This window comes from Halobacterium rubrum, assembly GCF_021729015.1.
GTDB classification, from domain to species: domain Archaea; phylum Halobacteriota; class Halobacteria; order Halobacteriales; family Halobacteriaceae; genus Halobacterium; species Halobacterium rubrum.
Genome location: NZ_JAJQQZ010000001.1, coordinates 243,903 through 267,685, shown reverse-complemented (window position 1 = coordinate 267,685; position 23,783 = coordinate 243,903). Strand labels below are relative to the sequence as shown.

Annotated in this window: 22 protein-coding genes; 10 read left to right on the top strand and 12 right to left on the bottom strand. The window is 68.0% G+C overall.

The annotated features are described in order from the left end of the window. The first annotated feature begins 224 nt into the window (after positions 1–224). The 3 genes from LT971_RS01385 to LT971_RS01375 all read left to right on the top strand — a co-directional run bounded on the left by LT971_RS01385 (position 225) and on the right by LT971_RS01375 (position 2,830). Entirely contained in the window at positions 225–1,073 is an 849-nt protein-coding gene (locus LT971_RS01385; RefSeq protein ID WP_237005058.1) for an alpha/beta fold hydrolase, read from the top strand. Positions 1,074–1,172: 99 nt separating this feature from the next. After that, positions 1,173–1,820: a hypothetical protein gene (locus LT971_RS01380; RefSeq protein WP_237005057.1), complete on the top strand. Its 648-nt coding sequence runs from the start codon at positions 1,173–1,175 to the stop codon at positions 1,818–1,820. Positions 1,821–1,960: 140 nt separating this feature from the next. Then, positions 1,961–2,830: an alpha/beta fold hydrolase gene (locus tag LT971_RS01375; protein WP_237005056.1), complete on the top strand. Its 870-nt coding sequence runs from the start codon at positions 1,961–1,963 to the stop codon at positions 2,828–2,830. Positions 2,831–3,044: 214 nt separating this feature from the next. Here LT971_RS01375 and LT971_RS01370 read toward each other — a convergent pair whose 3' ends face one another. Then, positions 3,045–3,839 carry an alpha/beta fold hydrolase gene (locus LT971_RS01370; protein WP_237005055.1) on the bottom strand — a complete coding sequence of 265 codons (795 nt, stop codon included), beginning with the start codon at positions 3,837–3,839 and terminating at the stop codon, positions 3,045–3,047. A gap of 300 nt (positions 3,840–4,139) precedes the next feature. Here LT971_RS01370 and LT971_RS01365 point away from each other — a divergent pair, with 300 nt between their 5' ends. Continuing rightward, positions 4,140–4,922: a 23S rRNA (uridine(2552)-2'-O)-methyltransferase gene (locus LT971_RS01365; RefSeq protein WP_237005054.1), complete on the top strand. Its 783-nt coding sequence runs from the start codon at positions 4,140–4,142 to the stop codon at positions 4,920–4,922. 13 nt (positions 4,923–4,935) lie between these two features. Here the strand turns inward: LT971_RS01365 and LT971_RS01360 are convergent, their stop codons facing one another. Next, positions 4,936–5,658 carry a queuosine precursor transporter gene (locus tag LT971_RS01360; protein ID WP_237005053.1) on the bottom strand — a complete coding sequence of 241 codons (723 nt, stop codon included), beginning with the start codon at positions 5,656–5,658 and terminating at the stop codon, positions 4,936–4,938. Beyond that, a complete protein-coding gene (locus tag LT971_RS01355) occupies positions 5,648–5,833 on the bottom strand; it encodes a ribbon-helix-helix domain-containing protein (RefSeq protein WP_237005052.1) in 186 nt (61 codons plus the stop codon). The genes LT971_RS01360 and LT971_RS01355 overlap by 11 nt, the downstream gene beginning before the upstream one ends. A gap of 39 nt (positions 5,834–5,872) precedes the next feature. Here LT971_RS01355 and LT971_RS01350 point away from each other — a divergent pair, with 39 nt between their 5' ends. After that, positions 5,873–6,553, top strand: a complete 681-nt coding sequence (locus tag LT971_RS01350) for an ABC transporter permease subunit (RefSeq protein ID WP_237005051.1) — start codon at positions 5,873–5,875, stop codon at positions 6,551–6,553. Positions 6,554–6,611: 58 nt separating this feature from the next. On the opposite strand, the gene LT971_RS01345 is transcribed toward LT971_RS01350, so the two are convergent. The 7 genes from LT971_RS01345 to LT971_RS01315 form a co-directional block, all read right to left on the bottom strand. Next, entirely contained in the window at positions 6,612–7,868 is a 1,257-nt protein-coding gene (locus LT971_RS01345) for a DUF5305 domain-containing protein (RefSeq protein WP_237005050.1), read from the bottom strand. A 90-nt stretch (positions 7,869–7,958) separates the two neighbouring features. Further along, on the bottom strand, positions 7,959–9,119 hold the full coding sequence (locus LT971_RS01340; protein WP_237005049.1) for a signal peptidase I: 1,161 nt from the start codon (positions 9,117–9,119) through the stop codon (positions 7,959–7,961). Between the two features lie 88 nt (positions 9,120–9,207). Then, positions 9,208–10,707 carry a CARDB domain-containing protein gene (locus LT971_RS01335; protein WP_237005048.1) on the bottom strand — a complete coding sequence of 500 codons (1,500 nt, stop codon included), beginning with the start codon at positions 10,705–10,707 and terminating at the stop codon, positions 9,208–9,210. A gap of 228 nt (positions 10,708–10,935) precedes the next feature. Continuing rightward, positions 10,936–11,478, bottom strand: coding sequence for a hypothetical protein (locus LT971_RS01330; protein WP_237005047.1), 543 nt, complete (start codon positions 11,476–11,478; stop codon positions 10,936–10,938). 309 nt (positions 11,479–11,787) lie between these two features. After that, positions 11,788–13,038, bottom strand: coding sequence for a LamG-like jellyroll fold domain-containing protein (locus tag LT971_RS01325; protein WP_237005046.1), 1,251 nt, complete (start codon positions 13,036–13,038; stop codon positions 11,788–11,790). 71 nt (positions 13,039–13,109) lie between these two features. Beyond that, positions 13,110–13,688, bottom strand: coding sequence for a hypothetical protein (locus tag LT971_RS01320; protein WP_237005045.1), 579 nt, complete (start codon positions 13,686–13,688; stop codon positions 13,110–13,112). Between the two features lie 74 nt (positions 13,689–13,762). Continuing rightward, on the bottom strand, positions 13,763–14,368 hold the full coding sequence (locus LT971_RS01315) for a hypothetical protein (protein ID WP_237005044.1): 606 nt from the start codon (positions 14,366–14,368) through the stop codon (positions 13,763–13,765). Positions 14,369–14,824: 456 nt separating this feature from the next. On the opposite strand from LT971_RS01315, the gene LT971_RS01310 reads away from it, so the two are divergent. Beyond that, positions 14,825–15,409: a DUF7344 domain-containing protein gene (locus LT971_RS01310; protein ID WP_237005043.1), complete on the top strand. Its 585-nt coding sequence runs from the start codon at positions 14,825–14,827 to the stop codon at positions 15,407–15,409. Continuing rightward, entirely contained in the window at positions 15,402–16,157 is a 756-nt protein-coding gene (locus tag LT971_RS01305) for a hypothetical protein (protein ID WP_237005042.1), read from the top strand. Before LT971_RS01310 ends, LT971_RS01305 begins: the two co-directional genes overlap by 8 nt. Positions 16,158–16,287: 130 nt before the next feature. Here the strand turns inward: LT971_RS01305 and tatC are convergent, their stop codons facing one another. Next, the gene (gene tatC, locus LT971_RS01300) at positions 16,288–18,486 is read right to left on the bottom strand and encodes a Sec-independent protein translocase TatC (protein ID WP_237005041.1); all 2,199 of its coding nucleotides are present in this window, start codon (positions 18,484–18,486) and stop codon (positions 16,288–16,290) included. Between the two features lie 90 nt (positions 18,487–18,576). Here tatC and LT971_RS01295 point away from each other — a divergent pair, with 90 nt between their 5' ends. From LT971_RS01295 to LT971_RS01285, 3 genes are all read left to right on the top strand, one after another. Next, the gene (locus LT971_RS01295; protein ID WP_237005040.1) at positions 18,577–19,896 is read left to right on the top strand and encodes a twin-arginine translocase subunit TatC; all 1,320 of its coding nucleotides are present in this window, start codon (positions 18,577–18,579) and stop codon (positions 19,894–19,896) included. A gap of 62 nt (positions 19,897–19,958) precedes the next feature. Then, positions 19,959–22,019, top strand: coding sequence for an endonuclease MutS2 (locus tag LT971_RS01290; RefSeq protein WP_237005039.1), 2,061 nt, complete (start codon positions 19,959–19,961; stop codon positions 22,017–22,019). 109 nt (positions 22,020–22,128) lie between these two features. Further along, positions 22,129–23,253, top strand: coding sequence for an ORC1-type DNA replication protein (locus LT971_RS01285; RefSeq protein ID WP_237005038.1), 1,125 nt, complete (start codon positions 22,129–22,131; stop codon positions 23,251–23,253). On the opposite strand, the gene LT971_RS01280 is transcribed toward LT971_RS01285, so the two are convergent. Beyond that, complete coding sequence (locus LT971_RS01280; protein WP_237005037.1) at positions 23,250–23,732, bottom strand: DUF7504 family protein; 483 nt, start codon at positions 23,730–23,732, stop codon at positions 23,250–23,252. The two genes, LT971_RS01285 and LT971_RS01280, sit on opposite strands and share 4 nt — an antisense overlap. Positions 23,733–23,783: the final 51 nt, after the last annotated feature.

Sequence of the window (23,783 nt, the reverse complement as noted above, 5' to 3'; positions counted from 1 at the left end):
GTGAACGCGCCCTGCGTCCCGCTACACGAGGTGTCGGTGTACGAGATGGAGGAGTGCAGGGCTGTCGCGGGCAAAACAGGCGGAAGTTACCAACGGACTGGGATGGCGCTATCATGGCGGAGTCGGTGGTGATGTGGCCGGTACTGGCCGCCACCGAGACAGGTTCACCGACAATTAGGTTTGATAATTTATATTAGTCGTAAATCAATAATGAAAACTCGCGTATGCCATTCATCGAAACGAACGGTATCCAGACCTACTACGAGCGGGAGGGTGACGGACAGCCACTCGTGTTGGTGCACGGGGCGACCAGCGACCACCAGCTCTGGGGCAACCAAGTCGCCGCGCTCAGCGACGACTACGAGGTGATCACCTACGACATGCGTGGCCACGGCCGAACCGGCGACTCAGACCTCCCCCGGTACACGATCGACCTGTACGCCGACGACCTCCGCGCACTCATCGATGCGCTCGAACTGGAGTCGCCGTGCGTTTGCGGGCTCTCAATGGGCGGAATGACCGCCCTCACCTACGCTGCCCGGTATCCAGACGAACTCTCGGCGCTCATCGTCGCGGGAGCGCCCACTCCAGAGTCGCAATCGCTGAAGGAAGCTATCCTGATGGATGGCATCTATCCCGCGATGACGAAACTGACAGGACTCATCGGCTATGATCGGGTTCAGTCGGTGATGTGGTGGGTATCCGAGAAAATCGGCGATAGCGGCGAGGCCGAGGAGGTCGAAGCTGCAGCCGACGAGCTGCGCGAGGAAGACGTGGAACTGGAGTCCGGCGAATACGAGAAAATCATGGATGCTGCCGATGACTACCGGAACGCGCCGGTTCGCCTCGAGAACATCACCGTGCCGACCCTCGTCTTGTACGGCGAGACGGAGCCACTCATTCGAAACCATATACCCGTCTATCGCGATCGCGTGTCGGACGTCACGATCAACGAGATCCCGGACGCGGGCCACAACTCACACATCCAGAACCCGGAGGCGTTCACGAGTGCCGTACGCGAGTTCGTGCAGGAGACCGAGGCGCGACGCTCTGTTCCACCCCACGGTGAGTGATTTATTGGCGACATCGAGACGCATCGGCGGTTTCGAGACACGTCTGTAAACGCAGTAAAAGACAATTTTATTATCATACAGTATTTCCAACATTCCAAAATGTCGAAGGTCGGTCAGTACCGGTTCGAGGTGGGCGAGACCGAGGCGGTAGAGGAGTTCATCCGCGAGTACGTACTGGGTGCCCTGGAGCGGGTGACAGACTACGAATCGAGCGAGCGGGTCAGTTTCGCCCCGGCCGGCACGAACGGGCGAGACTCGGTCAGCTTCGTCGTCTGGGGAGACCCGGAGACGGTCATCGAGAAGGAGCGGTCGTACTTCGAACCACATCTCGAAAGTGGATTGCTCGACGACTGGGAGCTGACCCGAGAGTGGAGCGTCGAGGAATTTGAGTCACTGATGGGCGAGCAGACGGCTGCTCTCAATCAGCGAATCGGAGGGCTCTCGGCCGAGATGGCGAAACTGGCCTACGAAGAGTTCGATTCGTTCCCCGCCGCAGGAGACACCTATCCCGACGAGGATGCGGGGGCCGGCCCGGTCGGCTGGTGGGTTGTCCTCCACGACCTTACCGTGCAGGTCAACTACGATCTGGACGAGGAGTTGGACGCGTACCTGTACGGAATCGAGCATACACTCCGGAACTTCGGCGAATACCACGGCGAGGACGCCGTTGATCAGCGAGTCGACGAACTGAAGCAGTCGCTAGAGGAGATGCGCGAGGAGGCCAAACAGGGCCGACTGGGACCGTAGGTCCTGGAGACTCGAATCAGAGGTATCGACAGGAGCCGACGGCCTTGGCTGTGTGGGCCATGCGAGGCGAGTGTGCTTGCTGTCCGGCTACATGTTGGTTTCCCGCAATGATTTAGTGGCCCTGTTGAATGACCCGAGGTATGCCGCGGGTCGAGACGAACGGCGTCGACACGTACTACGAGCGCCACGGTGACGGGCACCCACTGGTGTTCATCCACGGGAGCGGCTGGGACCACCGCCAGTGGAGGCCACAAGTCGAGACGCTGACCGACGACTTCGAGGCCATCACGTACGACGTGCGGGGCCACGGTAAGACCGGAGGCTCCGACCAGACGGACATTTCGTACGCGACGTACACGGCAGACCTCGAGGCACTCCTCGACGCCCTCGACGTCGCCCGGCCCGTCCTCGTCGGCCTCTCGATGGGCGGTCGCATCGCCCACCGCTACGCGGCCGCTCACCCCGAGACACTCACCGCAGTGGTCAGCTACGAAGCCCCCGTCCGACTCGAGCCGCTTTCCCTCTCGCTGCCGCTCCGCGTGCTGGATCGCATCCACCGCGGAGTCCTTCGGTTCCTCGGCCCGTACCGCGCCTACAAGCTCTTCAGCTGGTTCCAGAAGCGACGACTCGACATCGAGGACTCGGACACCGAACCCACGCACATTCGGGGGTTGGGGATGACAAAAGAGGAGTACGTCCGCGACGCTGTCAGGCAAGTCGACCGCAGCGAAAAACTCAAGCTCCGAAAATCGTTCGCGGACACCATCGACACCCCCGGCGAGGTGAGCGTACCAACGCTCGTCCTGACGGGCGACGGTCCGGACAGCTTCAACCATGATTCCGCAGCGACGCTCGTCGAGGAGATACCGGATGCGCGGCGGGAGACGATTCCGGGTGCAGGCCACGCCGGCAACATCGACAACCCCGAGGCGTTCGACGAGGCACTCCGGGAATTCCTCGCGGACGTCGACGCGGTGGCCACGACGTCGCCGCCGCCGCAAGGGAAGTGAGTCGCTGGCGGCTCAAAGCTCGTCGAGCGGCAAGACTCCACGAACGACTGCCAGTCCTCCCGGAACTGTTCGACCTGATCGGGGTGGAGGTCGTCTGAGGTGACGCCATCCCCTCGTCGAGATGGACGGTGCGGAAGAGGGTGAGCCGAACTCTCCAGCAGTGAAACTGGCCGACCCAGGAACCAGTTCGAAGAAACAACCGGCGGGAGCTTGCTCAGGAAACCCGGGGTGTCTCGGCACGCGAAAGAAACGACTCGAGGGCGGAGGTGAAGGCTTGGGGATTGTCCCAGTTCGAGACGTGTCCGGCAGCCGGGACCGTCTCACAGGTCGCGGTCGGAATCTGCGTTGCGACCGTCGAGCCGTCAGCGGGTTCGTGCTCCCCGGTCAGAATCAAGGTCGGGACGCTGATCTCGGCAAGCGGGAAGTCGTCCGTCCCCCGCTCCAAGAGCGGGGCGTATTTCTCCATTTCTGCCTCCGGGATGCGCCCGCCCGGCATCTCCTCCGGGTCGAAGTCTGGACCGCCAGTGAGGAGGTTGATAAGGAATCCTACAACGGCGTCCGCGCGCTCGTCGCTGAGGAGGCGTGCGGGGAGCGAGGTGGCAACGCTACGGACCTTCCGTTTGGCGGCGACTCGATACCCGCTCGCCTCCCCCATACCAACGAGGACGAGGCGGGAGAGCTCGTCGGGGTACTTCGCTGCGTATTCAGCTGCAACCCCCGCGCCGAGCGAGTGGCCGCACACGACGGGGTCTTCGATGCCGAGACTCCCGAGAAGCGCGTCGAGGTCGTCTGCGAGGCGGTCGTAGGAGTACGCAGCAGTCGCCGTGCCGTCAGAGCCGCCGTGACCACGGAGATCGTATCGCAGAACGGTGTGGGACGACGCGAGCGCGTCCACCTGGGGCTCCCACAGCTCCTTGGTGAGCGTGATCCCGTGAATGAAGACGAGCGGCGGGCCGTCACCGGATACGTCGTACGCAATGTCCGCCCCGTTCACGCGTTCCATCGGCATATCACACCATCCCCGGAGGTAGAGTCAAAATAGTTATCATTCTGCGAGAAGGGTCGCGAATCCGTGTCTGGGTACTCGGCGAGCCGGCCGGTTCTTCGGCAATACGCTCTGACTGGACGTGGTGAGCGCGTCGCCGTCACTGTTGGAGCGGGTCGTCCAGAAAATCTAGGCAGTGGTATCGAGAGCGTGGCGTGACCCTTCCGATGCGCCTTTCCGGGTTGACGGCGTCTCTTCGCGCATGAGCGCGGATTCGCCGGTAACGTACACTAGCGACCTATCAGGGAATTTAGTGAGGTACGCATGACAGGTAAAGACAAGTACTACAACAAGTCCAAGCAGGAGGGGTACCGGTCGCGGTCCGCGTACAAGCTCCAGCAGCTCGACGACCGGTTCGACGTCCTGTTCGGCGGCGCGTCCGTCGTCGACCTGGGGGCGGCGCCGGGCGGCTGGCTGCAGGTGGCGGCCGAGCGCGTCGGCGCTCGCGGGAAGGTCGTCGGCGTCGACTTCCAGAACATCTCGCACTTCGAGACGGACGCCGGGCTCGACACGGTGCGCGGCGACATGACCGAGGAGGAGACCCGGGAGCGCGTCCGAGCGGCGGCGAACGGTAGCGCCGACATCGTCATCTCGGACATGGCGCCGGACATGACCGGCGAGTACCAGCTCGACCACGCGCGGTCGGTGCACCTCGCCCGGCAGGCGCTGGACACGGCCCGCGAGCTGCTGGACGCGGGCGGCCACTTCGTCGTGAAGGTGTTCGACGGCCGGGACTTTCAGGACTTCCTCGCGGACGTCGAGGACGAGTTCGCGTTCGTCGCGACCAACAGCCCGGACGCCTCCCGGGACGCGTCCTCGGAGCTGTACGTCGTCGGGAAGAACCGCATCGTCGCGCCGGTCGCGGAGGGCGACGAGCTCAGCGTCGACGTGGTCGACGAGGGCGACGAGGGCGACGGCATCGCCCGCGTCGATGGGTACACGCTGTTCGTCGGCGACGCCGAGGAAGGCGAGACGGTCGACGTGACGGTGACGGACCTGAAGCCGAACTACGGGTTCGCCGAGCGACGCGACGACACGGCGGAGTAGCGGTCGCGTCTCGTCAGTCGGCGGCGGGCGCCGGGTCGGCGAGCCCCCGGGAGCGGAACGCCGAGACGACGGCGTAGACGAACGGCGTGTCGCCGACGGCGATGGCGAGCTTGAGGAGGTACTGGCCGACGACCAGCGTGAGAATCTGTTCGAGGCTGTTCGCCTGCCCGACGCCGAACAGCGTCGGCGCCGCCCAGAACGCGACGGTGACGAAGATGACGGTGTCGATGGCCTGACTGGTGGCGGTGGAGCCGATGTTGCGCAGCCAGAGGTGGTCACCGTCGGTGCGGTCGCGGATGGCGTGGAACGCGACGACGTCCCAGTTCTGGCTGACGACGTACGCCAGAAGCGAGCCGGCGACGATGTTCGCGGAGGACAGCAGGACCGTGGAGAACTCGCCCTGGCCGACGCCGGAGAACGGCGCGATGGGGGCCTGCACGGTGCTGTAGACGAGCGCGAGCATGACGAAGTTCATCGCGAACCCGACGTTGACCATCACCTGCGCGGGCCGGCGGCCGTAGAGCTCGGAGTAGCAGTCGGAGGCGAAAAAGGTCACGGCGTACGCGAGCGCGGCGCCCGGCAGCACGAGCGCGGAGCCGGTGACGGGCAGCGACACCGGGAGGCCGAACAGCAGGAGCTTCGACGCCGTGAGCTGGGCGGTGACGAGGGCGGTGACGAACAGCCCGACGAGTGCCACCTGTCCGGCGGCGAGGCGCTCACTCCGGCTACTCGCCATCGTCGCCCTCCCCGAGTCGGCCCTGGCGGTCGTCGATGTCGTCGAGGATATCCAGTGTCTTCCGGACCGACGCCCGGATCGCCTCGCTGCGGTTCACGAACTTGCCGTCCTCCCCGACGTGGTCGTCGAGGTCGCCGAGGAGCTCGGCCGGCACTTCGACGCTGATCTTCGGCATATGCCCTAGAGAATACCTCGAGAATATAAGCTCGGCCGTTTGCGGCCACCACAACCCCGCGGGAGTGCCGACGACGGTCGCGACGGTGACGAGAATCGTAGCGGTGACCAGCGAGAGCGTGACGGCGACGCGCATCCCGGCGACGACGAGGACCCCGAGGTCCTCGCCGTAGACGTTGGTGCCGAGGGGGTACTGGAGCGTGCCCCGGCAGCGGCTGTCGACGACGGCGCCGACGCACTCGCCGGGCAGGAAGGGGTCGCCGGCCGAGACGGCGACGACGTCGTAGGCGTACAGCGCGGCGACAGCGGCGAGGCCGACGGCGGCGACGCTGGTGGCGGAGGAGAGCGACGGGCCGGCCAGATCCGGTACGCGCGCGCCGAGTCCCTCGAGCACCTCGGCGAGGAGTTCGTGACACTGCTGCGCGCGAAGGGCGCCGGCGCTCGTACCGTCGCGCGCCACGTCCTCCGGAACGCCGCCGGTCCCATCGTCTCGACGACGTTCACCGAACTCGTCGACGTCCTGCTCGTGGCCGTCGTCGTCATCGAGCTCGTCTTCGGGATTCCCGGCATCGGCCACCTGCTGTACGACGGCGTGATCGACCGCGGCCTCCCGCTGCTGATGGGGACCGCGATGACACCCGCCGTGCTGACCGTCGGCGGCACGCTCCTCCAGGACGTCGTCCACGCCGCTCTCGACCCCCGGGTGTCGCAGGGCGACTGACTACCCTGGGGTGGGCCGTTCCAGTGGGCGCTGCACCGAGCCCACGCGCTCTCGGCGGTCAGTCTTCTGGCTCGACTGTCGGCGCGTCGCCGTCCTCGCGGGCGTCGCCGGCGTCCCGTCGATGAGTCGCACCGTCGCCGCTCTCCTCGCCGTTCGCACCGTCGTCGGCATCGCCGCCGACGAGGTCCGCCAGCGACTCGGTGTCGGCGTCCTCGTCGTCGTCGGCGGCGAACGGCGAGGCTGCACCGGGTTCGGCCGGCGGGTCGAACGCCACGACGACCTCCCGGGTGACGGCGTAGAACGACCCCGTCCCGGTGTCCTCGACGACGCCGACGTCGGCGTCGATGGCGTAGTCCACGAGGTCCGCCAGCGACTCGGCGTCGGCGCGCTCCCGGTCGTGGACCGACGGCGGCAGCCGCGCCCGCACCACCCACTCGTCGAACTCGGCGCGGTCGTCGCGGAACGCCAGGTACTCGCGCTCGGCGGCGGTCAGTGCGAGGGCGTCGCGCCGCCGGAGCACCGCGAGCGCGCCGAGCCCCGCGAGCCCGGCGACGAGCAGGAGCGGCCCGCCGACGGTCCGAGACGGTCCGTAGGACTGCGTGACCTCGACGGTGCGCGTGGTCGTCGCCGCCTCGCGAGCCGTCTCGGTCTCCCCGACGCTGTACGTCGACCCGCCGAGGCGCAGGGGGATGGACTGCGAGGCCGTCACCGCGCGCTCGGTGCCGGCGACGCTCCCCGTCGCGTTCACGTCGACCACGACGCTCGTGGACACCTCCCCGCCGGTGTCACCGAGTGCCTGCTGGATGTCGGCCGCGCGCTGGTCGACCCGCGTGGCGTTCAGGGAGAACGACAGCGTCGCCGACTCGCCGTCGGCGAGCGTCGCCTCCGTGGCCGCGACCTGCTCGCGGTCCGTCCAGTAGACGGCGTCCTCGCTGGCCGACTGGAGGACGAGGGTCGCCGTCGCCGCCATCTCGACCGGCTCCCCGGTGCCGCCGGCCGCGGCGTCGCTGTACGAGACGGTGTACGTGCCGTCGAAGACCGGCGTAGCGCTCACGAAGTACGTCGACCTGTCGTCCAGCGTCGCTCCCACCGGGAACACCGGGTTCTCCCGGGTCACCGTCGCCGAGTGCTGGAAGTCCCCCGAGACCGCCCAGTGCTCGACCGTCTGTCGCTCCGTCTCGGTATCCGGCGTCGCGTACGCCGTCCCGGCGGCGTACCCGCCCGCGAGCGCGAGCACCACGAAGGCCGCCGCCAGCACCGTGAACCACTCCCCGGCGAAGGCTCTGGCGCGGAGCCACCGCGTCTCCCCTGTCATGCGCGGTACACTTGCGCCCGACGGCATACAAGTGTCGATAGTTTGAGTGCAGCGGCGGCGCGACGAGACCACCGTCGCGGGACGACCGGGTCACCGCAGGCGCCGGCGGACGCGCGCCCACGTCGACCGGCCGTGACGGCTCTCCCGGCTCCGCACGCGGACGCGACGCCCCCGGAGCAGGACGAGACCGAGCACGGCGACGACCGACGCCAGCAGGCTGTCCACGGCCACGATGGGGAGCCACGGGTGGACGTCGTACAGCGCGTCCAGGAGGGACACCGGCAGCACCGCCAGGTACCGGTGCTCGGTGACGTACCGCCGGTAGTAGCCCGTGTCCTCGGGCGCGGTCAGCGTCAGGTCGGCCGTCGCCGTCCCCCGCGACCCAACCCGCAACCGGGTCGGCTGGACGGCCACCCCCTCGCTGGCCGGCTCGAGGTAGGAGACGACCGGCACCAGTCCGCCGTTGGCCACCCGGTACTCGAACGTCGAGGACTCGCCCTGCTGGATGACCGTGGGGTTCTCGGACTCGAACTCCGCGCTCACCACCCCGAACTGTTCGGTGCCGGCGGGCACCACCATCGCGGCCGTCGCCGACACCACGAGCACGGCCGCGAGCGCGGCGACGACGAGCCCCGGCGAGACGCCGCTGTCCCGGGACCGACTCCGGCTGCGGTCCCGGGCTCTGCCGTCGTCGATGAGGAGGTCGACGACGTACAGCAGCGCCGACAGCGCGAACAGGAGGTACGTCAGGCCCTGCGTGCCCAGCAGTGACCGCGACCCGGTGAGGGCCGCCGCCCGCCGCTGCGTGTCTCCGATGGCGTCCTGGAGCCCCGTCACGGCCGTCCCGAGATTCGGGATGGCGACCACCTCGCCGTTCACCTGCAGGGCGTGAGCGACGATCTGGGCGCGCTTCACCGGCGGTTCGTCGCCGTCCTGGTCGGTGAAGGGGTTGGCGTCGCCCCTGGTGACGAATCCGCGGTCGGTCTCCCCGACCACGCGGTGGGTTGTGAGCCCGCCGCCCTGAAGCTCCTCCGCTCGGAAGACGACCACGTCGCCCGCCTCGACGTCGCCGGCCAGCGGTGCCGGCACGGAGACGAAGCCGTCGCCCGGTTCGAGTGTCGGCTCCATGCTCCCGGTCTCGACGTACCCCAGCAGGACGGGGTAGCCCAGCACCTGACCGGCGGCCAGCGCCACGACGACGAGCACCACCGCCACCTCCCCGGTCAGCGTGAGTACGCGACGCGGTGTCATCTGGTCGCCGGCACCGACGTGTCAGGACTGCAAGTATCTTCCGACGGGTGGCCCGTCGAGCGCTGTCGCGGTCGGGTCACGGTCGCCGTCACGGCTCCCCACCGCGGCGACGCCGGAGCGCGCCGACGCCGACGACCACGACCGCCACCGCCACGCCCGCGCCGGCCAGCGTCTCGAAGTCGAACCCGGCGGGTTCGGACTGCACGTTCTCGGCCGGCTCGTCGCCGCTGTCCGTCGCCGGCGCGTCGCCGTCGGACTCGTCGCTGCCGCCCGCCTCGCCGTCCTTGTCAGCCGCGACGCTCACTGTCCCGGCCTCGACGCCGCCGACCGAGACGGTGTGCTCGCCGGGGCCGGGCGACACCGACGCCGTCACGGTCGCCGTCTCGCCCGCCTCCAGCACGACGGTGCGCTCGGCGACGACCTCGCCGCCGACGGTCACCGGCACCGTCCGTTCGCCGGCGGCCTGCCCGTCGTTGCGCAGCGTCGCCGACACCGTCGCGGAACCGTCCGCGCTCACCGTGGCCGGCGAGACGGACGCCGCACTGACGCCGATGGTGGGGCGGTCGGCCGCCAGCACGAACGTCGAGAAGCCGCCGGTCGACCCCTCGAGGACCGTCGAACCGTTCCGCTCCGCGACAGCCGACAGCGACACCTCGCTCCACTCACCGTCCCCGCCGTGCCGGTAGAGCGACAGGTCGTCGACGTCGTCGACCGCCACGTCGGCGAGGAACGCGTCGTCGACCGCCAGCCGGACCGTCGCCGCGTCGACGTCGGTGCTGGCGTCGACGCGGACCGCCCCGAGGGACTCGACGGCTTCACCCGGCACCGGGTCGGCCGCCGTCCGCTCGACGTCGACGGTCATCCCCTCGCCCGACGCCGGCGTCACGGTCAGCGACTCCAGGACCGCCCCGCGCTCGGGCTCACCGGCGACGACCATCCCGTCCGTGTCGAGAGTGAGGGCGTCGCCGGCCGTCGGGGTCAGCATCGTGAACGTCAGCCCGTCGGCCGCCGTCCCCCGGCGCTGGACCGCCGGCACCGACACCTCGGTCGTGTCGGTCGAGTCGGTCGTCGTCTCCGCCGTCCTCTCGGCGGTCTGGCCGTCCGCCTCGCGCTCGGGTTCGGCGACCCGCGAATGCACCGTCAGCCCCCCGACGTCGAGGTCGTCCCCACTGGTCGTGTCCACGCGCACGCTCACGGGCACGACCTCGTCCGGCCCGACTCGCACATTCTGGGCCGCCGACCCCGCCGGCTGCCCGTCGACCGCGAACGACACCGCTTCCGAGCCGGCCGTCACCCACACCTCGGCGTACTGGTCACCGGTGTACCGCACGTAGAACACCGCCCCGAAGTCCGTCACCGCCCCCGGATTCAGGCCGGCGTCGCCCGGCGTCAGGTCCAGCGCCAGCTCGCCGTCCGGCCCGACCGTCGCGTACTGGCTGTCCTCGGCCGGCAGCAACTCGACGCCGTCACCGGTCGTCGTGTCCACCGGCCCGCCAAGCAGCGGCGCCGCTGCAGACGGGAACGCCAGCGTCCCCGCCAGCGCGAGCGCCGCAGCGAGTGCGAGCCACCGCCGTCGTCGACGTGTCAATGTACGTGCCCCCCGGCGGCCGAGCGACCGGCCCCGGTCAGTTGGACGGGACAATGAGGGATTAGGGGGTAGTATTGGGGTGCTTGAAGCAAGGTCAAGGAGGGTCTGTACTCCGGAACAACCGGGAGAAGGGCACTCGGTGGCCCGGAATTCGTAACGCGTCACCGGACGCCCAGACTGGTTTCAGTACGTCAGCTAGCGTGGCCGACGTCGACGCAGCGCGTCGAATCAGTCACTCCCGGTCGGGTCTTCCGCACTCACGTGAATCGTGACTGTTCCGTCCAGTTCGTCTACGCCGTCGAACTCCGGGACGGTCGTGTCGATCTCGACTCCGATCTTCATGTGGCCGCCATTGGCGAGCCCGATCTTCGCGTTTTCCGGCCCGTCGAGGCTGTTCGAGTCCGGGTCGAACCGGTAGAACGTCACACCCGGCAGGTCGTGCTCGAACCAGATGTTGACCGCCTGTGTACCGCGGGTCACGAGCTTGAACACCTGGTCAAACTGCAAGACTGCATTGCGATTCACACCCTGTCCGCCGACCTCGGTCTCGGCGAAGTCCAGCACCAGGAGGCCGTCCTCGTAGGACGCGAAGACGTCGTTGGTCGAGGACTTCAGCCCGGGGTCGAACATCAGGAACGCCGACGCGTCGTCGGCGACTTCGACGGAGACGCTGCGGTCGGCTTCCACGGTCGTGAACGCACCCGTTCCGAGTCCAGCTGCTCCAGCAGCAGCGAGCGATCCCATCCCGGCGATAAACTTGCGACGTTGCATTGGTTTCGAGCCTCGTTGAATACGTCCGGATTGTTCCGGGTGACGTGCCAGAATCTTGGACACGGATGGACGTAGTATTGCACCGACTGAACGGATTAAGCCGGAGGCTGAGACGATGTCACCGTGCCACTGCCCTCCCATATACATCCTTGCCCCACCGGTTCGACGGCGGGAGGAATCAGAGACGACGGGTGACAGTCCTCACGACGATGAATTGGGCTCAATCGAATACGACACGCTATCGAGGGCCGGCAGAATGCGGGAGCCAGTTGGACCGAGGAGAGTACTCCGAAGAAGTGAACCGGGTTCTTACTCCGCCGACGGGGCGTGAACGTCGCAGAGCGTCTGGACCTCGGAGCCGGTGAGCGCCCGGTCGTAGACCCGGACGGCGTCCACGTAGCGTTCGAGATACCGGTTGTCGTAGTGCTGCATCAGCCCGAACGTCGAGTCGGAGTCTCGAATCGCGACGTCACCCGGGAAACTCTTGCTGTCGACGAAGCTCCCGTCAACGTAGAACCGGATTTCCTCGTTCTCGGCATCCCGAACGCCGACGTAGTGGTGCCAGTCCCCGTCGAAGGCTGCGTCGGTCCTGCCCGTCTTCTTGCTGGTCTGGGTGCTCGGGTCGCGCGTCCAGAAGAACATCTCTTGGCCGTCGTTCGACCCGATGGCGAAGAAGCCGTCGTGGCCCTGGTCGATGTAGTTGCTCAGGAAGAAGTGGTTGTTCCCGATTCCCTGCCCGGACGGCGCTTTCAGCCAGCCAGCGACCGTCACTGACTCGCCGGCTGCACCGATGTTGAGGTCCGTCGAAATAACGTCGTTGTCGCCGTCGAACTCCGCGGCGCCACCGCCTTCGACGCCGTCGGCGACGCCCACAGGCCCCTCGACGGTTCCGTCGTAGCTTCCGACGGCGTCGATGGTCGTTCCAGTCCCGGAGCCGTCGAGGTCGTTCAGCCGCCAGTAACTCACGAGGCCGTCGACGGGCCCGTCTATCGGGTCACCGCCGGGGTCGCTGGGCTTCGACCCCTGGTCGTCGACGTTGGCGTTGATGGTCGCGGTCAGGTCGCGGTCGTACGCGGCGTCGAGCCCGTCGGTGTTCACGCGCACGCCGACGGCTAGCGACTCGCCGACTGGCAGGTACGCGACGCTGTTCGACCCGTCGTTGAGCTTCGTCGACGGGTCGCTGTCCGGGTACAGCCAGATGTCGTCGTTCCCGAGGTCGCCACCGCCGGCGAATGTCGCCCAGACGTACACGGGCTGTGTCCCCTGGTTCGTCACCTGGAGGACGTCGTCGAACGTGTACGTCGAGTCGACACCGAGCCCGTCGCCTCCAGCGTCGGTCTCCGTGAGGTCGACCGTGACGAGGCCGTCGGCGGTCACGCTCGCGTACTCGTCACCGTTCGGCGTGTTCATCGGCTCCATCGCGAGGAACGCGTTCGCGTCGTCGGCCACCTCGACGTTCACGCTCCGGTCCGCTTGCACACTCGTGAACGCGCCCGGCCCGAGCAGGCCGCCGGCTCCGGCGACGGACGCGACACCGAGCAAGAGTTGTCGTCGTTTCATGGTTCACCCCCCACGCAGGGAAGACCCACCGGCGGAATCGAACCGCCGAAAGAACCGACCAGTGTGGGCCGTCAGTCGCCGTCGGTCGCGACCGCGTTAATGGTCAGATCAACGTCGTACGCCTCGTCCTGAATCGGAACGCCGTGCGTGTCGATTTCGAGGCCACAGACGAGCGGGCCGGCACCGACACCGAGTGGCGCCGACGGGCTGCTCTCCGTCAGCAGGTCGCCGGAATCCACGTCAAACATCGTGACTGACGGCACGCCCTCGGTGGAACCCTGGGTGCTGTACACCTCGACGGGCTGAGTTCCTCGGTTCCGAACGGCGAACAGGCCCGATTCGTCGTGGGCCGCATCCGCCCCGAAGCGGTAGACGGAATCAGTTCCGAGTCCGTCTGGGTCCGTGGGGTTTCCAGTCGGGTACTCGCCCTCGTCGTCACCCGGGATGCTGAACTCCAGGGTTCCGCCGTCGGTCTCGGACCGTTCACCCTTCCCACGCTCGTTCAATCTGAGGTAAGCGTAGGCGTCGTCGGCGACGGCGACAGAGATGCTTCGCTCGGCTTGGACGCTCGTGAAGGCACCGGTACCCAGGAGCGTCGCCCCGCTGGTCGTGGCCAAGCCGAGTGTCGCGATGAAGTTTCTTCGTTTCATAGATTCTTACCCCCGTGTTGGGAACCACCGGCGGAATCGAGCCGCCGTGGCGGGCCAGCGCGGGAATTACTGATTTAGCTATCCGGGGAAGGCTTGAAGCGTTCGAGCTCGTCCTTGCTCGCTGCGGCGACGAGAGTGATCGTGTCGATATCATTGACCACGTCGCCGAAGCTGCTGTTCCCGTTCCAATTGAAGAAGAAGCCCATGCCAGCGGACTCCCCAGCCGGAAGTTTGTCACCGTCGTAATCACCGGCCGTCCGTGCGAAGTCGTAATCGTCGTCGCCACTGATACCGAACTCCGAAAGACCCGCGACATCACGGCCCGTGTTCCCGCTACTGTCTTCAACCATAACGGTAACGTAGACGGGCTGAGTGCCGTTGTTAGTGATCTCGAGAACGTCTTCGATATTCACCTTGGCCTCGTCGTTCAGGCCAGTATCGCTATTTTTCTCGTTCGAAGTGAAATCCAGCGACACGGTACCGTCGTCGCTGGTGGACGCGTACTGTGCGTTGGGGCTGTCGGAGTCCGGGGAAATCCCTAGGTATGCACTCGCGTCACCCGCAGTTTCGATCGTAATATCGCGTTCCGCTTGCACACTCGTGAACGCGCCCGTACCGATTCCAGCTGCCCCGGCGGCAGCGAGCGATCCCATGCCAGCGATGAATTTGCGACGTTGCATTGTTGTCGTTGACCTCGTTTGCGTGCACTCCCTCGGGCACCGCACGCCCCGGGAGCGCTCACTCGACCCATCACCCCCTTTGTAAGTAGTATTGACACGCCAGACACAGGTTCACGAGGTGACTGAACGAGCAGGTCCGGGCGAAACCACCGCCTGAGGGTCGCGCCACCCACCGGATTGAGAAGCCTGACACGCTGGCGCCAGCCCGACGGCTACACGAACCGGGCGTCGACGACCACACGAACCGGGCGTCAACGACCCATTACACGGGGGGTTCCCGGTCGCGGAGGTTGTGCGCCATCCGCCGGACAACGGACCGCCCATAGCGAGATTGAAGAAGTGGCCTCTCAGCCCCTCTCAAGCCGGTTTCCGGCTGTCGGTGCGTTAGCAGCCAACAGGCGTGAAATAAAGGTTAGCCAACATTTATTACCAGTCACGTTAGTTGCTTGAATTGTCGTGTCATCCACACGTCAGCGGGGGGGCGTGGAACAGAGCGAGGCGCCGGAGCCGACCGAGGACGAGCTCTTCGACGTGCTCTCCAGTCGGCGGCGGCGCTACGCGCTCCACATGCTCAAGGGACGGGAGGAGCCGGTCGAACTGGGGGACGTCGCCGAGCAGGTCGCCGCCTGGGAGTACGGCGAGACTGTCGCGGAGGTGTCCTACGACGAACGCAAGCGCGTGTACACCGCGCTCCAGCAGTCCCACCTCCCCAAGATGGACGACGCCGGCGTCGTATCGTTCGACAAGAACAGGGGGGTCGTTGAACCGACGCCCGCGCTCGAGGACGTCCGCGTCTACATGGACGTCGTGAAGGGACGCGAGATCCCCTGGAGCGACTACTACCTCGGGCTGTCCGGCGTCGCGGCGACGCTGCTGGCGGCGGTCGCGCTCGGCGCGTGGCCGTTCACGGCGCTCCCGGAGCTCGCGTGGAGCGTCGCCGTCGTCGCGGCGTTCGCCGTCTCCGCCGTCGTCCACCGCCACTACGCGCAGCGGACGGCGCTCGGCCGCGGCCCCACACCGGCCGAGCTCGACGATGAATAAACTCAAACTCGCAAGCATCGTGCTCGCCGCCGTCGCCAGCACCGGGCTCGTGTTCGGGTCGGTGGGGTTCAGCGCGGTCGCCGCCGACCGTGGCGTCAGCGTCTCGGTCGCCAGCGACGACGAGGCGCTCGTCGGCTACGAGTCCGAAACGGTCGACGTGACGGGTACCGAGCGCGTCGCCCTCGTCACGGTGGAGAACCGCCTGCCGAGCGACGCGTCGGTGACGAACGTCACGGTCACGACCGGCGACGACGACGTCACCGTTTCGAAGGTCTCGAAGCCCGAAATCGGCACGGGGGACAAAGAGCCCATCGAGGCCGACATCCACTGTCACGGGAACGAGGACGTCTCCATCACCGTCTCCGTGACCGTCGAGGGTGAGGGCGTCACAGCCGCCATCTCGGGAGACACCCGCTCGTTCGAACTGGACTGTGGCGGCTCCGGACAGGAGCCGGGGCCGCAGTTCAATGGCGCCGGGAACTTCGAGTTCGGTGCGACGGACGCCGAGACGGTGAACGTCACCTACTGGACCGAGACGAAGGCAGAGGGAGGGTCGTCGAGCGACTTCACGGAAAACGGCTCCGTCGAAGTCGACCCGACGGCGAAGCTCAACAGTCAGGTCGAGGGCGGCCCGAAGTTCGTCGCCGTGTACGTCGAGGAACGCAACAAGACGTACTTCAACCCGAAATTCGTCACGGGGAGCAACGAGACCGTCGTCGACGGCAAGCAGAATCCGGACGACCGCTGAGACCACGCCTCAACTGAAACCGGTTCTCGGGCCTCTAGACGCTACACACGCCGATTGAGGACGGTACCTGCACACAGCGACTTCTCCGGAGGAGCACGACGAGCCGAGCGCGGGGACCGCCTCCAGACGCTCACTCCCCGAGGGGCTCCGCGGAGCCGCCGCGCCGGCCGCCGAGCGTGACGAGGTACAGCAGGCCCAGTCCCACGAGGTACATCGCGACGATGGGGAGCGCGACGAGCAGCATCGTGTAGAGGCTGTCCGGGGTGACCAGCGCGGAGAACGCGAACGTTCCGAGCACGGGGACGCGCCAGCGCTCGCGCATCGTGTCGAAGGAGACGATGCCGCCGAGGTGGAACAGCACCATCGTCACCGGGATGTCGGCGAGCAGTCCGATGCCGACGGTCAGCAAGAACACCAGCCACGCGAACGTGCTGACGGTGTAACTGATGATCATGCCCTCCCGGACCGCGTCGTAGACGAGGAAGGAGATGACCTCGGGGGCGATGAAGCCGTAGCCGACGTAGCTGCCGAGTGCGAGAGCGCCGACGATGCTGCCGCCCCAGACGAGGATGGTTCGGCGGTCGCCGGTCACCCAGCCGCGGTCGGCCAGCGACGGCCACAGGTAGTAGACGATCATCGGGAGCACGGCGATGGCGGCGAGCACGACCGAGATCTTCACCTGGAACACGAGCGCCTCGACGGGGTGGAGCGTGATCGGCCAGGTGGCGGCGTCCGGCTGGACTTCTGCCGGGATGCGCGCGATGAAGTCGTCGCGCAGGCTCCCGAACCCGCCGTAGTACAGCCACCCGAAGATGGCGACCATGACGGCCATGAACGTCCCGACGAGGCGGAACGCCCGCGACCGCAGGCTGTCGAAGATGAACCGGAGGTCGTAGTAGTAGCCGCCGATGTCGTCCTCGGTGGTCTCCTCCTCGGTGAAGGCGTCCATCATCCCGGCGGCCGTGCTCTGGACCGGGTTCGAGTCGCCGTCACCGTCGCCGCCAGCGGCACCTTCGGCGGCTGCCGCGTCCTCGGCTTCCTCGGCGGCTGCTTCCTGGGCCTCGTCGAATCGGTCGAGGACGAGCTGGGCTTTCTCGTCGTCGCCGTCGTCCATCGCGCGTTTCGCCGTCGCCAGCGCCTCGTCCTCGGTCATCGACGCGAACGCTTCGGGCGGCGCGGCCCGGACGCCGGCGGCGTCGAGTTCGTCGAGGTCGATGGCGGCCGGGTCCGGACGACGGCGGCGTTCGTCGGCGACTGCTCGCGCCGCCCGGTCGACCGCGACGTAGACGTAGTACAGCATCGCCGCCAGCAGCGCCAGAACGCCGAACGCGACGCCGAGCACGAGGAAGCCGGTCTCGGGCGGAACGCCGAGCACCTCACCGGCCGTCGGCACCCGCACCGAGGACCCCATGAACGCCAGTCCGTCGTTGAACGCGCCGATCCCGTCGTACATGCCGAGGGCGTAGCCGCCCGCGAACCCGAGGACGGCGACGCCGAGGATGCGGTTCCAGAACTCGCCGAACACGCCCGCGATATCGACGTGCTCGCGGCCCCGCTTGAACGTCACGACGACCTTCGAGAGGTAGAGACTCAGGCCGTACAGCAGAATCAGCGGGCTCGCCCAGAGAATCTGCGTGAACGGGTCCGGCGGCGAGAAGAACGCGCCGAACGCGAAGATGCCCATGACGGCGTACTTCCACTTGTCGCGGAAGGTCTCGTAGGGGACGACACCGGAGTACGAGAGCGCCGACATCAACATGGGGAGCTGGGCGGCGAGCGCAAAGGACAGTGCGAGGAAGAAGATGAACTCCGTCCACTTCACGATAGAGTACTTCGGTGCGAGCCCCGCGCCGACGGCGTTCCCGGCGAGGAAGTCGAACATCAGCGGGAAGAACAGGAAGTACGCGTACACGACGCCGATGGAGGCCAGACCGGCACACAGCAGGCCGACGACGCCGACGTGCCAGCGCTTGACCGTCACGTCCGGGATGATCCCCCGGTCGCGGAGTGGTTTCCGGGCGTGGTAGAGGAGGACGGGAATCGCGGCGCCGACACCCGCGAACAGCCCGATCTTCACCTGCATCAGGATGACGTCGAACGGCGTCTGGGCGATGACCCGCGCTTCGGCCTCGAGGAGGTCGGCCTCGAGCGCCGGCCAGATGAACAGCCGCATCAGGAAGATGCCGCCGAGCAGGCCGACGACGAACGCGATGAACACGTGCTGGAGGCGGTCCTGAGCGGCCGAAAGCAGTACCCCCAGCGTCTCCCGGCCGGAGTCGATTGCGCGGGCCGTTCCCGGGTCGACGATGTCCGAGCCGGAGCTACTCATTGTGACGGCGTAACCCGCTCGCGGTTATCAATCTTCCCGTCGACCGTCAAAAGAAAGCCTATAACGCCCCGGTCGACAAGGGCCACACGAATGGCCGAAGAACCGGACGGCGGACGCGACCTCGCCGAGGGACGTCCGTCTCGCGACGACTGGGACGACCTCCAGTCCGCCGTCCGTCGAGTCGAGGGCGACGACATCAGCGACGACAGCGCTGGCGGCAGTGCTGACGGCACTGACGACAGCGAGGACGCCACCAGCCCGACGCAGGCGGTGCGTCACGTCGCCGACGCCGACAGCGACAACGACGACGCCGGAGCGAACGACGACACCGCCAGCGACGCCGACGGTGGCGATGCCGCCAGCGACGGCCGCGTCGACTGGGTCGGCCTCCAGTCCGCCGTCGAACCGGCAGAGGACGCAGACAGCGGGGACGGCGACGTCGACGAGTGGGAGTGGGGCACCAAGGGCCGAGTGCCGCCGGACCTCGCCGAAGGCGAGTCGCCCGCCACCGACCCCCAGTTGCTCGCGGACGAGGACCACCAGTCCGACGGCCCCGACGCCCACGACGACGTCGAGGGGCCGACCCCCGCCAGCTACGAGACACCGACGGGAGACGACAGCGAGGACAGCGTCATCACGGCCGACTCGGCGCCCGAACCCGCGGGCACCGGCGGCCTCGACATGGACGCCCCCGAGACCGACGAGGAGGCGCCGCTCGGCGAACACGTCGAGGAGATGGTCAAGCGCCTCGCCATCGTCATCGCCATCGCGGGGCTGGTCAGCGTCATCGTCTTCCCGCTCACCGAGGGCCTCATCACCACCATCTGGAACCAGGTGTTGCCCAGCGGGGAAGCCATCGACCCACGGGTCTACCACCCGCTGGAGCTGCTCATCACGCAGCTGAAGGTCGCCAGCCTCGCGGGCCTCGTCGTCGCGCTGCCGGCGTTCGTCTACGAGTCGTACGCCTTCATGCGGCCGGGGCTCTACGAGAACGAGCGCCGCTACTACCTCGCCTCGGTTCCGACGAGTCTGGTGCTCGCCGTGCTCGGCGTGCTGTTCGCGTTCTTCATCGTGCTCCCGTACACGATGGACTACTTCGTGGGGTACACCAAGCCCAGTGCCGACATCGCGTTCGCGCTCGGCACCACGTTCAACCTCATCCTGATGGTGATGGGCTACCTCGCGGTCGTCTTCCAGATTCCGCTGTTCATCATGCTCGCCATCATGCTCGGCGTCGTCACCCGACGCTGGCTGGAGAGCCGGCGGCTCCTGTTCTGGGCGGCGTTCGCCGGCATCTCGTTCACGTTCGGCGCCATCGACCCGACCGGCGTCGTCCCCATCATCGTCGCCATCACGATGATCGCGCTGTTCGAGGGGACGCTCGCGCTGCTCCGGTGGACGGGTAACTGAGCCGGCGGCCGGCACGCCGAACCGCGAAAACACTTTCAGGCAGGGCGCGTACACCTCGCTCGATGGACCTGGAGGCGATTCCGGGCGTCGGCGCGAAGACCGCCGACGCGCTCCGGAGCCTGGACGACCCCGAGAGCGCGCTGGAACGCGGGGACGTGGCGGCCGTCGCGGGCGCACCCGGCGTCAGCGAGGGACGGGCGGCCCGCATCGTTCGGAACGCGATTCGCGCGCGCCACGACGACCCCGGCGGCTTCCTGGCGACCGACCGCGCGAGCGAGATACACGAGCGCGTCCTGTCGCTGCTGCAGGAGCGCGCCGTGACCGGGTACGCGCGCCAGCGACTGCGGACGTTCTACCCCAGTGCGGCGGACTCCCGGATCGAGGAGGTCAACGAGTTCGCCGAGCGCGCGATGGTGCGCGACCCCGACGAGGCCGTCGTCGAGGCGCTGGACGGCGTGGCGCCGCTGTCGCGGCCGTCGGGGCTGTCGGTCCGGGACCGGTGTCTGGCGACGACCGACGCCGAGACGTACAGCGAGGCGAAGGACGTGTTCCCCGAACTCTCGGTGGAGGTCGTCGAGGACGCGCGGGGGCTGGCGGACCTCGCCCGGGGGTACTCGACGGTCGTCGCGCTCGACGAGGCGTTCGTCGGCGTCGAAGTCGAGGGCGACGTGCGCGTGGAGCCGGACGCCCTCGAGCGGCCCGAGGACGTCGTCCCGGAGCGCGTGCTCTCCTTCTTCGCGACGAACCGCGACCGCATCCGGGCGGCCGTCGACGTCCACGAGACCGCGGGGCTGGAGACGGACGTCGACCTCGCGGAGCTCGACGACGCGCTCGCCCAGCTGGAGAGCGACGGCTCGGTCGCCGGCGACGACGAACTGGACCGGCTGACGGTCGCCGTGAACGACCTCGACGCCGCCGTCGGTACGGCCGAGTCGGTCGCCAACGACCGGCTCCGCGAGGTCATCCAGGAGCAGGACGTCACCATCGAGGGCGCCGACCTCCTGAGCCTCGTGGAGCGCGGCGCGGGCGTCGACAGCCTGCTCAGCCGGGAACTCGCCGACGAGTACGCCGAAGCGGTGGCGGCGGCCCGCGACAGCCTCGTGGAGTCGCTGGACCTGCAGGGCGGCGAGGTCGACCTGGCGCGGCGGGCGTTCGGCGACGAGCCGACGTTCCCCGTCGACCACGACGAGGAGGCCGTCTCGCGGCTGCGCGAGGAGCTGACGGCGGCCCGGGACCGGCGGGCGGCCGAGCGCAAGCGCGAGCTCGCCGCGACGCTCGCGGACCTCCGGGAGCCCACCAGAGAGCTCGTCAACGACGCCCTCGACCTCGACGTGGAGCTCGCTGTCTCCCGGTTCGCCGACGACTTCGACTGCGTGCTCGCCGAGCGCGGCGGCCGCGGCTTCGCCATCGAGGCCGGCCGCAGCCCCCTGCTGGACGTGGCCTTCGCGGACGTCGAGCCGGTGGACTACGGCGTCGACGGCGTGGCGCTGCTCTCGGGCGTGAACTCCGGCGGGAAGACGAGCACGCTGGACCTCGTGGCGGTCGTCGTCGTGCTCGCGCACATGGGGCTGCCAGTGCCGGCCGAGTTCGCCAGAGTCCCCGAGATCGAGGAACTGCACTACTACGCCAAATCGCAGGGGACGCTGGACGCGGGCGCCTTCGAGGCGACGCTCCGGGACTTCGCCGGCCTGACCGAGGGCGCGAGCAGCCGGCTGGTACTCGTCGACGAGCTGGAGTCCATCACGGAGCCCGGTGCGTCCGCCAAAATCATCGCCGGCATCCTCGAGGAGCTCCACGAGGCCGGTGCCTCGGGCGTGTTCGTCTCCCACCTCGCGGGCGAGATACGGGACCAGTGCGGGTTCGCCGTGACCGTCGACGGCATCCGCGCCGAGGGGCTGGAGGGCGGCGAACTCGTGGTGGAGCGCTCGCCCGTCAAAGACCACCTCGCGCGGTCGACGCCCGAGCTCATCGTGGAGAAGCTCGCCGACGAGTCCGCCGAGAGCGGGGCGCCCGGCGGCGGTGGCGGGAGCGGCGGCGACGGCGGGTCGGCGGCCGGCGCTGCCGACGGCGGGAGCGGCGAGCAGCGTGGCGGGTTCTACGGCCGGCTGCTGGAGAAGTTCTGACGTCGCCGACACCGCGGAGTAGCCGCGATTCGTCCGCTCGACGGCGCTACTCCCGCGTTCGGCGAACCGTGGCGAACCGTTAAGTGGCTGCCCGGGCGTGGTGAAAGTGATGGACGAGGACCCCGGGGAGGGGATGCTGGGCTGGGACGAGACCGTGTTCCGGGACGAGCACGTCTTCGAGATCGACTACGTCCCGGAGGTCTTCCGCCACCGGGAGGCCCAGCTCCAGACCCTGCAGTACGCGCTCCGCCCCGCCGTCAGGGGGTCCCGACCGCTGAACGTGATGGTGCGGGGGCCGCCCGGCACCGGGAAGACGACCGCCGTCCAGAAGCTGTTCGGCGAGCTGGGTGGCCAGCCCGGGGTGCGGACGGTGCGCGTGAACTGCCAGGTCGACTCCACGCGGTACGCCGTCTTCTCCCGGGTGTTCCAGGAGATATTCGACTACGAGCCGCCGTCGTCGGGCATCTCCTTCAAGAAGCTGTTCGGGCAGGTGGCCGAGCGCATCGCCGAGGACGACGAGGTGCTGGTGGTGGCGCTGGACGACGTGAACTACCTGTTCTACGAGGACGAAGCAAGCGACACGCTGTACTCGCTGCTGCGCGCACACGAGACCCACGCCGGCGCGAAGGTCGGCGTCATCGTGGTGTCCTCGGACCTCGACCTCGACGTCATCGAGGACCTCGACGGCCGCGTGCAGTCGGTGTTCCGGCCGGAGGAGGCGTACTTCTCGGCGTACGACCGCTCGGAGATCACGGACATCCTCCGGGACCGCATCGACGTGGGGTTCCGGGAGGACGCCGTGCCGACGCCGGTGCTGGACGAGGTGAGCGAGCTCACCGACGAGGCGGGTGACCTCCGGGTCGGCATCGACCTGCTGCGGCGGGCGGGCCTGCACGCCGAGTCCCGCGCGAGCAGGACCGTCGAAGTGGAGGACGTGGAGGCGGTCTACGAGGAGGCCAAGCACGTCCACCTGTCCCGGAACCTCCGCGCGCTGTCGGACAACGAGCGAGCGCTCGTGGAGACGGTGGCGGACCGCGACGGCGACCAGGCCGGCGAGGTCTACGACACGTTCAACGACCGCACTGGCCTGGGGTACACGCGGTACACGGAGATCGTGAACAAGCTGGACAAGCTCGGGCTCATCGACGCCGAGTACGAGCAACTGGAGGGGCGCGGGCGCTCGCGAACCCTCCGGCTCACGCACGACCCCGAGGCGGTCAAAGAGCGGCTCTAGTCGAAGATGACGTCGGCGTGGGGGAGGTCGGCGTCGCAGTCGTGACAGTGCAGTGTGCCGCCAGCGGCGCGCACGCGGCCGGCGACGGCGGCGAGCCAGCGCTCCGTGCGGCGGCGGCCGGCGTACTCGCAGAGGGTGTCGAGGGTGGCGACGCAGACGGCGGGCGTGTCGTCGGCCGGAACGTCGGCGAGGAATTCGTCGACGGCGACGGCGATGGCGTCGAGTGCACCGGGGTCGGCGACCGTTCGGACGCAGTCCGGGTGCGGGTAGGCTGCGACGAACGCCGGGTGGACGGCGTGGTCGTGGGCGGCGAGCCACTCGCGGGGTCGCTGGTCGAGCGTGACGACGAGCGCGTCGTCGGCCTGCGAGAGCCAGCGGCGACAGGAGTCGGTGTCGGTGTCGGCGACCAGCGCGAGCGGGCCGCTCCCGCTATTTCCCCCCGGCGGCCCCCTCGTTGACGTCATCCGCTCGTCAGACACGGACCGCCCCCCTTTCGGTAATTGGTGCTTAACCGGTTTCTTCCGAGAGAG